The 14,419-nt window shown below is 71.4% G+C and carries 14 protein-coding genes; 11 read left to right on the top strand and 3 right to left on the bottom strand.

Going from position 1 to position 14,419, the window contains the following annotated elements:
* Positions 1 to 13 precede the first annotated feature (13 nt).
* From shc to ACZ4QV_RS16130, 6 genes are read left to right on the top strand one after another with little or no spacing between them, the layout of a single operon-like run.
* Positions 14 to 2,029 carry a squalene--hopene cyclase gene (gene shc / locus ACZ4QV_RS16155; RefSeq protein WP_361616577.1) on the top strand — a complete coding sequence of 672 codons (2,016 nt, stop codon included), beginning with the start codon at positions 14 to 16 and terminating at the stop codon, positions 2,027 to 2,029.
* Complete coding sequence (locus ACZ4QV_RS16150; protein ID WP_361581350.1) at positions 2,029 to 2,715, top strand: phosphorylase family protein; 687 nt, start codon at positions 2,029 to 2,031, stop codon at positions 2,713 to 2,715. Before shc ends, ACZ4QV_RS16150 begins: the two co-directional genes overlap by 1 nt.
* A 5-nt stretch (positions 2,716 to 2,720) precedes the next feature.
* Positions 2,721 to 3,743, top strand: coding sequence for an adenosyl-hopene transferase HpnH (gene hpnH, locus ACZ4QV_RS16145; protein ID WP_030023864.1), 1,023 nt, complete (start codon positions 2,721 to 2,723; stop codon positions 3,741 to 3,743).
* A 4-nt stretch (positions 3,744 to 3,747) separates the two neighbouring features.
* The gene (ispG, locus tag ACZ4QV_RS16140) at positions 3,748 to 4,941 is read left to right on the top strand and encodes a flavodoxin-dependent (E)-4-hydroxy-3-methylbut-2-enyl-diphosphate synthase (RefSeq protein ID WP_361581347.1); all 1,194 of its coding nucleotides are present in this window, start codon (positions 3,748 to 3,750) and stop codon (positions 4,939 to 4,941) included.
* 35 nt (positions 4,942 to 4,976) lie between these two features.
* Entirely contained in the window at positions 4,977 to 6,857 is a 1,881-nt protein-coding gene (gene dxs / locus ACZ4QV_RS16135; RefSeq protein ID WP_361581344.1) for a 1-deoxy-D-xylulose-5-phosphate synthase, read from the top strand.
* 13 nt (positions 6,858 to 6,870) lie between these two features.
* Positions 6,871 to 8,253 carry an aspartate aminotransferase family protein gene (locus ACZ4QV_RS16130; RefSeq protein WP_361148163.1) on the top strand — a complete coding sequence of 461 codons (1,383 nt, stop codon included), beginning with the start codon at positions 6,871 to 6,873 and terminating at the stop codon, positions 8,251 to 8,253.
* Here the strand turns inward: ACZ4QV_RS16130 and ACZ4QV_RS16125 are convergent.
* Positions 8,250 to 8,927, bottom strand: a complete 678-nt coding sequence (locus tag ACZ4QV_RS16125; RefSeq protein WP_361619520.1) for a winged helix-turn-helix domain-containing protein — start codon at positions 8,925 to 8,927, stop codon at positions 8,250 to 8,252. The two genes, ACZ4QV_RS16130 and ACZ4QV_RS16125, sit on opposite strands and share 4 nt — an antisense overlap.
* A 107-nt stretch (positions 8,928 to 9,034) precedes the next feature.
* On the opposite strand from ACZ4QV_RS16125, the gene def reads away from it, so the two are divergent.
* Positions 9,035 to 9,694 carry a peptide deformylase gene (def, locus tag ACZ4QV_RS16120; RefSeq protein ID WP_361148159.1) on the top strand — a complete coding sequence of 220 codons (660 nt, stop codon included), beginning with the start codon at positions 9,035 to 9,037 and terminating at the stop codon, positions 9,692 to 9,694.
* Between the two features lie 18 nt (positions 9,695 to 9,712).
* Here the strand turns inward: def and ACZ4QV_RS16115 are convergent, their stop codons facing one another.
* The gene (locus ACZ4QV_RS16115; RefSeq protein ID WP_361148157.1) at positions 9,713 to 10,522 is read right to left on the bottom strand and encodes a tyrosine-protein phosphatase; all 810 of its coding nucleotides are present in this window, start codon (positions 10,520 to 10,522) and stop codon (positions 9,713 to 9,715) included.
* A gap of 347 nt (positions 10,523 to 10,869) precedes the next feature.
* Here ACZ4QV_RS16115 and ACZ4QV_RS16110 point away from each other — a divergent pair, with 347 nt between their 5' ends.
* Positions 10,870 to 11,670, top strand: a complete 801-nt coding sequence (locus ACZ4QV_RS16110) for an SGNH/GDSL hydrolase family protein (RefSeq protein ID WP_361148155.1) — start codon at positions 10,870 to 10,872, stop codon at positions 11,668 to 11,670.
* Positions 11,671 to 11,743: 73 nt separating this feature from the next.
* On the opposite strand, the gene ACZ4QV_RS16105 is transcribed toward ACZ4QV_RS16110, so the two are convergent.
* A complete protein-coding gene (locus ACZ4QV_RS16105) occupies positions 11,744 to 12,205 on the bottom strand; it encodes an ATP-binding protein (protein WP_361148153.1) in 462 nt (153 codons plus the stop codon).
* Positions 12,206 to 12,341: 136 nt separating this feature from the next.
* Between ACZ4QV_RS16105 and ACZ4QV_RS16100 the strand changes: the two genes are divergently transcribed.
* From ACZ4QV_RS16100 to ACZ4QV_RS16090, 3 genes are read left to right on the top strand one after another with little or no spacing between them, the layout of a single operon-like run.
* The gene (locus tag ACZ4QV_RS16100) at positions 12,342 to 13,208 is read left to right on the top strand and encodes a helix-turn-helix domain-containing protein (RefSeq protein ID WP_361148151.1); all 867 of its coding nucleotides are present in this window, start codon (positions 12,342 to 12,344) and stop codon (positions 13,206 to 13,208) included.
* A gap of 3 nt (positions 13,209 to 13,211) precedes the next feature.
* On the top strand, positions 13,212 to 13,499 hold the full coding sequence (locus ACZ4QV_RS16095; protein ID WP_361148149.1) for a DUF397 domain-containing protein: 288 nt from the start codon (positions 13,212 to 13,214) through the stop codon (positions 13,497 to 13,499).
* A 23-nt stretch (positions 13,500 to 13,522) separates the two neighbouring features.
* Complete coding sequence (locus ACZ4QV_RS16090) at positions 13,523 to 14,392, top strand: SAM-dependent methyltransferase (protein WP_467763103.1); 870 nt, start codon at positions 13,523 to 13,525, stop codon at positions 14,390 to 14,392.
* The last annotated feature ends 27 nt before the right edge of the window (positions 14,393 to 14,419 follow it).

Here is a 14,419-nt window from a genome sequence, read left to right as displayed (position 1 = left end):
AGAAGGGGAAACCATGACAGCGACGACCGACGGAAGCACCGGGGCGCTGCCGCCCCGTGCCCCCTCGGCCGGCGACGCCACCGCCGAGAACACCGAGAACGGCCCGGCCGCCACCACGGACACGGCCGGCGCCGCCCGCCGCGCCGCGGCCCGCGCCACCGAGTACCTGCTGTCCGTGCAGGACGACGCGGGCTGGTGGAAGGGCGACCTGGAAACCAATGTGACCATGGACGCCGAGGACCTGCTGCTGCGGCAGTTCCTGGGCATCGGCGACCGGCACACCACCGAGGCCGCCGCCCGCCACCTCCGCGGCGAGCAGCGCTCGGACGGCACCTGGGCCACCTTCTACAACGGGCCCGGCGAACTGTCCGCGACCATCGAGGCGTACGTCGCCCTGCGGCTGGCCGGCGACGCGCCGGACGCCGCCCACATGGCCCGGGCCGCCACCTGGATCCGCGAGCACGGCGGCATCGCCGCCTCCCGCGTCTTCACCCGGATCTGGCTGGCACTGTTCGGCTGGTGGCCGTGGTCGGACCTGCCCGAACTGCCGCCCGAGCTGATCTACTTCCCGAAGTGGTTCCCGCTCAACATCTACGACTTCGCGTGCTGGGCGCGGCAGACGATCGTGGCACTGACGATCGTCTCGGCCGTGCGTCCGGTACGGCCCGCGCCGTTCGCCCTGGACGAACTGCACACCGACCCGGCCCGCCCGAACCCGCCGCGGCCGCTCGCCCCCGCCGCGACCTGGGACGGGATCTTCCAGCGGCTGGACAAGGGCCTGCACGGCTACCGCAAGGTGGCCCTCCGCGGGCTCCGCCGCTCGGCGATCAAGGCCGCGGCGAACTGGATCGTCGAACGCCAGGAGAACGACGGATGCTGGGGCGGCATCCAGCCGCCGGCCGTCTACTCGATCATCGCGCTGCATCTGCTGGGGTACGACCTCGAACACCCGGTGCTGCGCGAGGGCCTGAAGTCGCTGGACCGTTTCGCCGTGTGGCGCGAGGACGCGGACGGCGCGCCCGTCCGCATGATCGAGGCGTGCCAGTCCCCGGTCTGGGACACCTGTCTCGCCGCCATCGCGCTCGCCGACGCCGGCCTGCCCGCCGACCACCCGCAACTGGTCAAGGCGGCCGAATGGATGCTCGCCGAGCAGATCCGCCGGCCGGGCGACTGGAGCGTCCGCAGGCCGCAACTCCCGTCCGGAGGCTGGGCGTTCGAGTTCGAGAACGACAACTACCCGGACATCGACGACACCGCCGAAGTCGTCCTCGCGCTGCGCCGCATCCAGTACCCGGACCCGGAGCGGGCCGACGCCGCCGTCCGGCGCGCCGTGCGCTGGACGCTCGGCATGCAGTCCAAGAACGGGGCCTGGGGCGCCTTCGACGCCGACAACACCAGCCCGTTCCCCAACCGGCTGCCGTTCTGCGACTTCGGCGAGGTCATCGACCCGCCGTCGGCCGACGTCACCGCGCACGTCGTGGAGATGGCCGCCGACCTCGGCATGACGCACGACGCGCGGGTGCGGCGAGGCATCCGCTGGCTGCTGGCCGAACAGGAGCCGGACGGCTCGTGGTTCGGCCGCTGGGGCACCAACTACGTCTACGGCACCGGCTCGGTGCTCCCCGCGCTGGCCGCCGCCGGCATCCCCGCCTCGCACCCCGCGGTCCGCCGTGCCGTGCGCTGGCTGGAACGCGTCCAGAACGAGGACGGCGGCTGGGGCGAGGACCAGCGTTCCTACCAGGACAAGGCGTGGGCGGGCCGCGGCGAGTCGACCGCCTCGCAGACCGCGTGGGCGCTCATGGCCCTGCTCGCGGCGGGCGAGCGGGAGAGCGCGGCGGTCACGCGCGGGGTGCGCTGGCTGGCCGAGACGCAGCGCGCCGACGGTTCCTGGGACGAGCCGTACTTCACCGGTACGGGCTTCCCCTGGGACTTCTCGATCAACTACCACCTGTACCGGCAGGTCTTTCCGCTGACAGCCCTCGGCCGGTATGTCAACGGCGGACCGGCCGGCGCGTCCCAGGGGGCCTGATGCGCAGGTCGCGCAGCGCAGCCGCCGTCCGCGGCGGCCAGGGGGCCCGGCCGCAGGAGCCGCCGCTGCTGGTCGCCTGCGCGCTCGGCATCGAGCGGCTCGCGCTGCGCGGCGGCGACCGCGGCGGTGCGAGTGCGCCCGCCGTCATGCTCCGTACGGGCATGGGCCCGCGGGCGGCGTCGGACGCCGTCACCCACGCGCTGCGCGACGGCTCCGTCACGGCCCGGGCGCCGGTCGTCGCCACCGGCTTCTGCGCCGGCCTCGTCCCCGGGATGCTGCCGGGGGACGTGGTCGTCGCGGAGTCGGCCCGCGGCCACCTGCCCGGCGCGCCGGACGTGCCCTGCTCCGACAACGGCCCGCTGCTGCGGGCCCTGAAGGAGCGTGGCGTGACGGTGCACACCGGCCTGCTGCGCGGCTCCGACCACGTCGTGCGCGGCGCGGAGCGGGCCGGGCTGCGGGCCGCGGGCGCCGTCGCGGTGGACATGGAGTCCGCCGCGACGCTGGCGGCCGCGACGCGGGACGGCGGGCGTCCGGTTGCGGCCGTCCGGGTGATCGTGGACGCTCCAGAACATGAACTTGTCCGAATCGGCACTTTACGCGGTGGAATGTCGGCCTTTCGTGTGCTGCGCTCCATCCTCCCTGTCTTCTTCGAATGGCACCGTTCTTTGCAGCTCCCCAGGAGGTGAGCCAGATGGCCATGCCGCTCCGTCAGTCCATCCGGGTCGGTACGTATCTCTTTGAACAGAAAGTGCGCAAGCGGGAGAAATTCCCGCTCATCGTGGAGCTGGAACCCCTCTTCGCCTGCAACCTCAAGTGCGAGGGCTGCGGAAAGATCCAGCACCCGGCCGGTGTGCTCAAACAGCGGATGCCGGTCGCGCAGGCGGTCGGCGCGGTGCTGGAGTCCGGCGCGCCGATGGTCTCCATCGCGGGCGGCGAGCCCCTGATGCACCCGCAGATCGATGAGATCGTGCGGCAGTTGGTGGCCAAGCGGAAGTACGTCTTCCTGTGCACCAACGCCATGCTGCTGCGCAAGAAGATGGACCAGTTCACCCCCTCCCGGTACTTCGCCTTCGCGGTGCACATCGACGGGATGCGCGAGCGGCACGACGAGTCGGTGGCCAAGGAGGGCGTCTTCGACGAGGCCGTGGAGGCGATCAAGGAAGCCAAGCGGCGCGGCTTCCGGGTCACCACCAACTCCACCTTCTTCAACACCGACACCCCGCAGACCATCATCGAGGTGCTCGACTTCCTCAACGACGACCTCCAGGTCGACGAGATGATGCTCTCGCCCGCCTACGCCTACGAGAAGGCCCCCGACCAGGAGCACTTCCTCGGCGTCGAGCAGACCAGGGAACTGTTCAAGAAGGCCTTCGCCGGAGGCAACCGGCGCCGCTGGCGGCTCAACCACAGCCCGCTGTTCCTGGACTTCCTGGAAGGCAAGGCGGACTTCCCCTGCACGGCCTGGGCGATCCCCAACTACTCGCTCTTCGGCTGGCAGCGGCCCTGCTACCTGATGAGCGACGGGTACGTCCCCACGTACCGGCAGCTGATCGAGGAGACCGACTGGGACAAGTACGGCCGCGGCAAGGACCCGCGCTGCGCCAACTGCATGGCGCACTGCGGCTACGAGCCCACCGCCGTCCTTGCGACGATGGGCTCCCTCAAGGAGTCCCTGCGCGCCGCCCGTGAGACCGTCGCGGGAAACCGCGGGTGACGTGATGGGGACCGGAGAGCCTCCCGGAGGCAGCGCTTCCGGGACCGCCGTCGCCCTGGGCCTCCCCGAGGTGCCGGCCCGGCCGCTCGCGGAGCGGCGCGTCTCGCGCCGTATCCAGGTCGGGCCGGTGCCGGTGGGCGGCGGCGCCCCCGTATCGGTGCAGTCGATGACCACGACGAACACCGCCGACATCGGCGCGACGCTCCAGCAGATCGCCGAGCTGACCGCGTCCGGCTGCCAGATCGTCCGGGTCGCCTGCCCCTCGCAGGACGACGCCGACGCGCTGCCGGTCATCGCCCGCAAGTCGCAGATCCCGGTCATCGCCGACATCCACTTCCAGCCGAAGTACGTGTTCGCCGCGATCGACGCCGGCTGTGCGGCGGTCCGGGTCAACCCCGGCAACATCCGGCAGTTCGACAACCGGGTGAAGGAGATCGCCAAGGCGGCCTCCGACGCCGGGGTGCCGATCCGGATCGGGGTCAACGCCGGTTCGCTGGACAAGCGCCTGCTGGAGAAGTACGGGAAGGCGACGCCCGAGGCGCTGGTGGAGTCGGCGCTGTGGGAGTGCTCGCTGTTCGAGGAGCACGGTTTCCGTGACATCAAGATCTCGGTGAAGCACAACGACCCGGTCGTCATGGTCAACGCGTACCGGCTGCTGGCGGCGCAGTGCGACTACCCGCTGCACCTGGGGGTGACGGAGGCCGGTCCGGCGTTCCAGGGCACCATCAAGTCGGCGGTGGCCTTCGGCGCGCTGCTGAGCGAGGGCATCGGCGACACGATCCGCGTCTCCCTGTCGGCGCCGCCGGCCGAGGAGGTCAAGGTCGGCCTGCAGATCCTGGAGTCGCTGAACCTGCGCCCGCGCCGTCTGGAGATCGTCTCCTGCCCGTCCTGCGGCCGTGCCCAGGTGGACGTCTACAAGCTCGCCGACGAGGTCACCGCGGGCCTGGAGGGCATGGAGGTGCCGCTGCGCGTCGCGGTCATGGGCTGCGTCGTCAACGGTCCCGGTGAGGCCCGCGAGGCCGACCTCGGGGTGGCGTCCGGCAACGGCAAGGGCCAGATCTTCGTCAAGGGCGAGGTCATCAAGACGGTGCCCGAGTCGAAGATCGTCGAGACGCTGATCGACGAGGCCATGAAGATCGCCGCAGACATGGCGGCCGAAGGAGTGGTGCCCGGCACCCCCGACGTGACCGTCAGCTGAACCCGCAGAGCTGTACCCATGGAGGGGGACCGAGCATGTCGATGCTGGAACAGATCCGCGACCCGCACGACCTCAAGGAGATTCCCGGGGAAGCCCTCGGCGCGCTCGCCGAGGAGATCAGGCAGTTCCTCGTGCACGCGGTGGCGCGGACCGGCGGCCACCTCGGGCCCAACCTGGGCGTGGTGGAACTGACCATCGCCCTGCACCGGGTCTTCGACTCGCCCGCCGACCGCATCCTGTGGGACACCGGACACCAGTCGTACGTGCACAAGCTCCTGACCGGCCGCCAGGACTTCTCCAAGCTGCGCGGCAAGGGCGGACTGTCCGGCTACCCGTCCCGCGAGGAGTCCGACCACGACGTCATCGAGAACTCGCACGCCTCCACCGTCCTGGGCTGGGCCGACGGCCTGGCCAAGGCCAACCAGGTGCGCGGCCGCGCCGACCACGTCGTGGCGGTCATCGGCGACGGCGCGCTGACCGGCGGCATGGCCTGGGAGGCGCTCAACAACATCGCCGCCGCCAAGGACCGCCCCCTCATCATCGTCGTCAACGACAACGAGCGCTCCTACGCGCCCACCATCGGCGGCCTCGCCGACCACCTCGCCACCCTGCGCACCACCGACGGCTACGAGCGCTTCCTCGCCTGGGGCAAGGAGGTCGTGCAGCGCGCCCCCGTCGTGGGCCGCCCGCTGTACGAGTCGCTGCACGGCGCCAAGAAGGGCTTCAAGGACGCCTTCGCGCCGCAGGGCATGTTCGAGGATCTGGGCCTGAAGTACGTCGGCCCGATCGACGGCCACGACATCGCCGCCGTCGAGTCCGCGCTGCGCCGCGCCGCCCGCTTCCACGGGCCCGTCCTGGTGCACTGCCGCACCGAGAAGGGCCGCGGTTTCCGGCCCGCGCTGGAGGACGAGGCGGACCGGTTCCACACCGTCGGCGCGATGGACCCGCTGACCTGCGCCCCCGTCGCGCCGCCCGGCCCGCCGTCGTGGACCTCGGTCTTCGGCGACGAGATGGTCAGGATCGGCGAGGAGCGCCCGGACGTCGTCGCCATCACCGCGGCGATGCTCCAGCCTGTCGGCCTCGGCAAGTTCGCGGCCGCCTTCCCCGACCGTACGTGGGACGTGGGCATCGCCGAACAGCACGCGGCGACCTCGGCGGCGGGCCTGGCCACCGGCGGTCTGCACCCGGTCTTCGCGGTGTACGCGACCTTCCTCAACCGCGCCTTCGACCAGGTCCTCATGGACGTGGCGCTGCACAGGTGCGGCGTCACCTTCGTCCTCGACCGGGCCGGGGTGACCGGCACCGACGGGCCGAGCCACAACGGCATGTGGGACATGTCCGTCCTCGGCGTCGTCCCGGGCCTGCGGATCGCCGCGCCGCGCGACGCCGACCAGCTCCGCGCCGAGCTGCGGGAAGCCGTCGACGTGGACGACGCGCCGACCGTGCTGCGCTTCCCGAAGGAGTCGGTGGGCGAGCCGGTACCGGCGCTGGAGCGGATCGGCGGCGTGGACGTGCTCGCCCGCGGTGAGCGCGCGGACGTGCTGCTGGTATCGGTGGGCGTGATGGCGCCGGTCTGCCTGGAGGCGGCGGGCCTTCTGGCGGAGCGCGGCATCGGCGTCACCGTCGTCGACCCGCGCTGGGTCAAGCCCGTGGACCCCGCCCTCGTCCGGCTCGCCGCGGGGCACGCCGCGGTGGCCGTCGTGGAGGACAACAGCCGCAACGGGGGAGTGGGGTCGGCGGTCGGTCAGGCGCTGCGCGACGCGGACGTGGACGTACCGCTGCGGACCTTCGGCATCCCCGAGCAGTTCCTGGCGCACGGCAAGCGCGGCGAGGTGCTCGCCGACATCGGGCTCACCCCGGCCGAGATCGCCGGCCGGATCAGCGCCTCCCTGGCCCGTAAGGAGAACGACGCGTGACGGAGAACGGCTCGTGACCGGATTCGACCTGACCAAGCTGCTCGCCGAACGCGGCGCCGAGCGCTACGACCTGCACGCCAGGTACGTCAACCACCAACTGCCGCGGATGCTGCACACCATCGGCTTCGACAAGGTCTACGAGCGGGCCGAGGGCGCCTACTTCTGGGACGCGGACGGCCAGGACTACCTCGACATGCTGGCCGGCTTCGGCGTGATGGGCCTCGGCCGGCACCACCCGGTCGTCCGGCAGGCCCTGCACGACGTCCTCGACGCCCAGCTCGCCGACCTCACCCGCTTCGACTGCCAGCCGCTGCCCGGCCTGCTCGCCGAGAAACTGCTGTCCCACACACCCCACCTGGACCGCGTCTTCTTCGGCAACAGCGGCACGGAAGCGGTCGAGACCGCCCTGAAGTTCGCCCGCTACGCCACCGGGAAACCCCGCGTCCTGTACTGCGCCCACGCCTTCCACGGCCTGACCACCGGCTCCCTGTCGGTCAACGGCGAGGACGGCTTCCGCGACGGCTTCGCACCGCTGCTGCCGGACACCGGCATCGAGATGGGCGACCTGGACGCGCTGGAACGGGAGCTGCGCCGTGGCGACGTGGCGGCCTTCATCGTCGAGCCGATCCAAGGCAAGGGCGTCCACCCCACACCTCCCGGCTTCCTGCGCGCCGCCCAGGAGTTGCTGCACCGCCACAAGGCGCTGCTGATCGCCGACGAGGTGCAGACCGGCCTCGGCCGTACCGGCGACTTCTTCGCCTACCAGCACGAGGACGGGGTGGAGCCGGACCTGGTGTGCGTGGCCAAGGCCCTCTCCGGCGGTTACGTCCCGGTCGGCGCGACCCTCGGCAAGGACTGGATCTTCAAGAAGGTCTACTCCTCCATGGACCGCGTCCTCGTCCACTCCGCCAGCTTCGGCGCAAACGCCCAGGCGATGGCCGCCGGCCTGGCGGTCCTGACGGTCATGGAGGACGAACAGACCGTCGCCAACGCCCGTCACACCGGCGACCTGCTCCGTACGAAGCTGGCCGCCCTCGTCGACCGGTACGAGCTGCTGCACGACGTCCGCGGCCGCGGCCTGATGATCGGCATCGAGTTCGGCCGCCCCAAGTCCCTGAGACTGCGCGGCCACTGGACCATGCTCCAGGCAGCCCGCAAGGGCCTGTTCGCCCAGATGGTCGTGGTCCCGCTCCTCCAGCGCCACCGCATCCTCACCCAGGTCTCCGGCGACCACCTGGAGGTCATCAAGCTCATCCCGCCCCTGACGATCGGGGAACGGGAGGTGGGCCGGTTCGTGACGGCGTTCACGGAGGTGATGGACGACGCGCACCAGGGCGGGGGCCTGATGTGGGACTTCGGCCGGACCCTGATGAAGCAGGCGCTTCAGTCGCGTTAGGGCCGACGCGGTGCGGGGGCCTCGGTCAGCAGGGGGAACAGCCTGGTGACCGCGGCCACCGCCGCCGTACCCGCCGGGCGGGCGGCCGGCTCCCGGTTCCGTTCGCGGTACGGGGCCAGCAGGGCGCGGACGGCGGTGGCGAGTTCGGCCGTCTCCGCCGGAGTCAGGTGCACCACTTCGCTGAACGACGCGTCGTGCCGCCACTCGGCGGGCGCCCGGTCCCGGTGGGCCAGCCAGTGCTGGTAGCTCTCGTCCTCCAGGCCGCGGGCGAGTGCGTCGAAACGTTCCGGCGCTGCTTGCCCGGCCGGGTCGGCCCGCTCGGATCGCCCGGTCTGTCCGATCTGCTGGGGCTGTCCGGCCTCCCCGGCCTGTCCGGGCTGTTCCTGCTGTCCCGCCGGTCCGGACGGGGTGTCCCAGCGCAGCCGCCACGGCCGGGCCCGCCCGCCGGTGTGCGGTACCTCCTCGATGAGGCCGTGCCGGGCGAGCTGGCGCAGGTGGAAGGAGCAGAGGCCGGAGCTGTGGCCGAGGCGGGCGGCGGCCTGGGTGGACGTGACGGTGCCGGCCTCGGCGAGCAGGTCCAGCAGGGCGATGCGTACGGGGTGGTCCGGGAGCGGCCGCCGGGCGCGGTGCGACGGCGGGCTGGTGGACGCTGCTCGGGATGCTTCATCGCTCACTTTGCAAAGGGTGCTACTTTGCAAAGCGTTCGGTCAAGCTGACCTGCCGCCGGCCGGGGATTTCCGCCCCGGCCGTCCCAGGCATGCGCGGAAGGCGTTGATACTCCATGACTGTCGGTTTCGGTGACACCCCGCAGGACCGCCGGGTACGGGTCCAGGGCGAACCTGTGGACGCGTACCCGCGGCTCGCGCCGGAAGTGGAGCGCGGGGCGGTCCGCCGCATCACCGTGGTCGGGGAGGAGGTCCTGCACCGCCCGTGCCGGGAGGTCACCCGGTTCGGCACGCCGGAACTCTCCCGGCTGATCGATGACATGTTCGCCACCAACCAGGTGGCGGAGGGCGCGGGGCTCGCCGCCAACCAGGTCGACGTGGACCTGCAGATCTTCGTGTGGGACATGACGGACGACTGGGGCGTGCGGCACGTCGGGCACATCGTCAACCCGGTCCTGGACGAGGTGCCGGCCGAGCACCGCAGGCTGGTCGAGGAGTCCGAAGGGTGCCTGTCGGTCCCCGGCCCCTACCGGGTGGTGCCCCGCCTGGACCGGGCCGTCGTACGGGGCCGCGACAAGGACGGCAACCCTCTGGTGATCGAGGGCAGGGGGTACTTCGCCCGGTGTCTGCAACACGAGACGGATCACCTGCGCGGCCACCTCTACCTGGACCGGCTCGCCGCCCGGGAGCGCAAGACGGCGCTGCGGGAGATGGCGGAGGCCAAGGAGGAGAAGTTCGCCCGGCGTGCCGAACTGGCGGCGAAGCTGGGCAAGTGACCACGGGGGAGGAGCCGCTCAGTCCTCCAGAAGCTGGGAACGCAGCCGCTCGCGGGTCTCGGGGGTCAGCCCCAGGCCCTCGCTGAAGTACGCCTCCGTCGAGCCCCAGGTCGTCTTGATGGCGTCGAGGGCCGCGGCCAGGTACTCGGCGCGGGCGTCGAAGAGCGGCGCGAGCAGCTCCATGACCTCGGGGGACATGCCGACCGCCGAGGTGTCGGAGCGGCGCACCTTGTACCGGCGGTGCGCGGCGTTGGACTCCAGGTAGTCGGCCTCGACGGCCTCCGGCTCGACACCGACCGCGAGCAGGGTGACGGCCACGGACAGGCCCGCCCGGTCCTTGCCGGCGGCGCAGTGCATGAGCGCGGGGACGCTGTCCTCGGCGAGTGCGTGCAGGACGCGGCTGTGGTCGGCGGTGCGGGTGGTGATGATGTGGCGGTACGTCTGTGCCATCCGGTCCGCCGCCTTGCCGTCGCCCAGCGCCGTACGCAGGTGGCCCAGCTCGCCGTCGCGCACCATCGCCCAGAACTCGGCGCCGTCGGCCGGGTCGGTCAGCGGGATGTTGACGTTCCGTACGCCGGGCAGGGTGACGTCGGGGCCCTCCAGCTTGATGTCGGCGGCGTTGCGGAAGTCGAAGACCGTGTGCAGCCCGAGACCGGCGAGGAAGGCGGCGTCCGCCTCGGTGGCCGCCGCCAGGTGACCGCTGCGGAACAGCCGGCCCTTGCGCACCCGGCGCCCGTCCACGGTCGGCAACCCGCCCACGTCACGGAAGTTGCGCACCTCCGCGAGCTCGGAGTCGGTCGACGGGACCTCCGGGATCTGCTGGGTCACGGGCGCTCCTCGGGACAGGTCGCCGACGCTGCTCGTCGACGAGGCGGGCCACTTTGACGATACGACATCGGTGCAGCCCGCAATCAGGCCGGTGACGGCTGGTTCGGCGGCCGTGCCGGAGAGGAGCCGGAGCGGTGCGCACGCCATGCTCGCGGAGCCGCCGACCGCCTTCCGCCCCCCGTCGCTCAGCCACGTCCACACCCCGACAAACGACTGAAAAAAGCCGTTTATCGTCCTCGTTTTCTATTCCGACTTGATCAGAATTTGACCGGGTGGCATTAATCACCCCACGTCAACCCCTGGTTACGGTGGCGTAAGTCACTTCCCGGGGTGAAGTATGTCCTGACGTGGCAGACGATTCGAAGAAGATGAGCAGTGGCGCACTTGGCGCCATCGGGTCGTACGCAGCCGTCGGGGACAGCTTCACCGAGGGAGTCGGGGATCCCGGCCGTGACGGGGCGTACATCGGCTGGGCGGACCGGCTGGCGGTCCTGCTGTCGGACCGGCGCGCGGAGGGCGAGTTCCGCTACGCCAACCTCGCGGTCCGCGGACGCCTGCTGGACCAGATCGTGGAGGAACAGGTGCCGCGGGCCAAGGAGCTGGCCCCCGACCTGGTGACGTTCTGTGCCGGCGGCAACGACATCCTGCGGCCGGGCTCGGACCCGGACGCGGTGGCCGAGCGGTACGAGGCGGCCGTCGCCGACCTGCGGGAGAAGGTCGGGACCGTGCTGCTGTGCACCGGGTTCGACACCCGGGGCATGCCGGTGCTGCGGCATCTGCGCGGCAAGATCGCGACGTACACCGCGCACGTCCGGGCGATCGCCGACCGGCACGACTGCCCGGTCCTGGACCTGTGGTCGCTGAAGTCCGTGCAGGACCGGCGGGCCTGGAGCGAGGACCGGCTGCACCTGTCGGCCGACGGGCACACCCGGGTGGCGCTGCGCGCCGCGCAGGTGCTGGGCCTCGACGTCCCGGCCGACCCGGACCAGGCGTGGCCGCCGGAGGCCGGGCGCACCGCGGCCGAGGCGCGCCGTGACAACATCCACTGGGCGCGGGAGCATCTGGTGCCGTGGATCGGCCGCCGGCTGCGCGGCGAGTCCTCCGGTGATCACGTGGAGCCGAAGCGGCCGGATCTGCTCCCGCTGTAGCGGCAGCGGAAGCCGTGACAAGGGAGACGGCCATGCCACACCGCCGCCCGCCGTTCAGGCGCGGGCGGCGGTTTCAGTGTGCGGCGGGAGGCCCGTAGGGAAGGTCGGCCCAGACGGTGCGGCCGCGGCCGGACGGGTCGGGGCGCACGCCCCAGCTCTCGGAGAGCGCGCCCACGAGGAACAGGCCCCGGCCGCACTCCTTGTCCACGCTGCCGGGCTGGACGTGCGGTGCCGAGTCGCCCCGGCCCTGATCGGTGATCTCCAGGCGCAGGAAGGCGCCGACGACCGTCAGTTCGCAGTCGACCTTTTCGCTGTCGGTGTGCCGTACGGCGTTGGTGAACAGCTCCGACACCACCAACTCGGCGTCGTCACAGACCTGTTCTGCCGCGCCCCACTCGTGCAGCACGGCGATCACGCGTCTGCGCGCCTCCGGTACGGAGGTGCTGCGGGCCGGCAAGTGGAACGCGTCCCGGAGACGCTCGGCGACGAAGCCGCCACAGCGCCCTAACGAAGGAGCGTTGTTGGAGGAAGCCACTCCGCAACTATGTGCGATGTTGGTCACCGATGGCAAGGATCAATGTGTAATTTGCAGAATCGCAAGCGCAGTCTGTTCGGTGTGCTGACGGCATGACACACTGCTGATCACTCGTGTCAGTGGGAGGGGATCAGAAGTGGCGGAAGCACGGTCGGGTGGCGCTCCGACCGTCCTGCGGGTGGTGCTCGGCAAGAGGCTGCAGGACCTGCGCGAGAAGGCGGGGCTGTCCTACGAGCAGGCGGCCGCCGCGCTCGATGTCACGCACGCCACCGTACGGCGCATGGAGAAGGCCGAGGTCGGCCTCAAGATCCCGTACGTGGAGAAGCTGCTGGCGACCTACGGCGTCACCGACAAGGACGAGATCGACGGCTTCCTCAAGCTCGCGCGCGAGGCCAACCGGCCCGGCTGGTGGCACAACTACCGCGACGTGCTGCCCGAGTGGTTCAGCGCCTACGTGAGCCTGGAGAGCGAGGCCAACCTCATCCGCGGCTACCAGCCCCACTACGTACCGGGGCTGCTGCAGACCGAGGAGTACGCCCACGCCGTCCTGCGCGCCGGTATGCCGCACGCGGCGCGGGAGGAGATCGACCGCGCGGTCGCGCTGCGCCTGGAGCGGCAGTCGCTGCTCACCCGCCCCGACGCGCCCATGCTCTGGGTGGTCATGGACGAGACCGTCTTCCGGCGCCCGATCGGCGGCCCGCGGGTGATGCGCGCACAGATCGCCCACCTCGCCGAGGCCACCACCCTGCCCAACGTCCGGCTGCAGATCATTCCGTTCGCCGCCGGACCGCACCCCTCGATGTACGGGCCGTTCCACATCTTCCGCTTCCCGATCCCGGAACTGCCCGACATCGCGTACGCGGAGAACCTGGTGGGCGCCGTCTATTTCGACCAGCGCGACGACGTCTCGCAGTTCCTGGAGGCACTGGACCGGATGTGCGCGCAAGCCGCACCGGCACAGACCACCGAGGCCCTTCTGGGCGGCTTTCGCAAGGAGATCTGAACCATGGATCGCATACGCATCTACAACGGCATGCCCGCCACCGAGCTGGGCAGCGACGGCTGGCACAAGCCGTGGAGCGGCGGCAACGGCGGCGAGTGCGTCGAGGCGCTGCGACTGGGTGACGGACGGGTGGCGCTGCGCCAGTCCACCGACCCGGGCGGCCCGGCCCTGATCTACACCCACCGTGAGATCAAGAGCTTCATCGAGGGCGCGAAGGCCGGCGCCGCCGACTTCCTGCTCACCGCCGCGCCGTGCGGCTGCGGCTGCGGCTCCGACCGGAGGACGGCGTGACGGAAACGGAATTCTCCCGGGGCGTGATCGGCTCGTGGGACGAGGACGGCTCGCAGGGGCTGCAGGACGCGGCGGCCTTCAAGGCCGAGGAGATCGACACCAGCAAGCCGCACCCCGCCCGGATGTACGACTACTACCTGGACGGCCGGGACAACTACGAGGTCGACCGGGAAGCCGCGCAGCGCGTCATCGAGGCGCACCCGCAGGTGCGGCTGAGCGCCCGTGCCAACCGGGCGTTCCTGCACCGCGCGGTGCGCGAGGTGGTCGCCGGCGGCATCCGGCAGATCATCGACATCGGTACGGGCATCCCCACCTCGCCCAACACCCACGAGGTGGCCCGGGAGACGGCGCCCGGCGTACGGGTCGTCTACGTGGACAACGACCCCATCGTCGCCACGCACGCGGGGGCGCGGCTGACGACCACCGAGGACACCGGCTTCGTGCTGGCCGACGTGCGCGACCCGCAGGCGATCCTCGACCACCCGACGGTGCGCGAACTGATCGACTTCGACCAGCCGGTGGCCGTGCTGCTGGTGGCCGTCCTGCACTTCGTCCGCGACGACGAGGACCCGGCGGGGATCGTTGCCACCCTGGCAAGCGCCCTGCCCGCCGGCAGTGTCCTCGTGCTGTCACACGCCACGGGCGAACCGTACGAGGCGTACGAGCAGGGCCGCACGGACGAACGGGCCCGGGACGGCGTGCTGGACGTCTACAAGAACGCGACGGCCACCCTGAACCTGCGGACCAGGAGCGGGATCGAGCCGCTTTTCGGGCCGTTCGAGCTGCTGCAGCCGGGCGTGGTGCGGGTGCCGCTGTGGCGCCCGGACGGGCCGCCCCCGGGCCCGGAGGAGCTGAACAACATCATCTTCTACGGCGGAGTGGGCCGGAAGTAGGGACCCGCCCCGCCGGTACCGCCGCGC

This window comes from Streptomyces sp. NPDC026394 (assembly GCF_055567735.1).
Note: the sequence above shows the minus strand (reverse complement) of the source record. Positions and strands in the feature narration are given on the sequence as shown.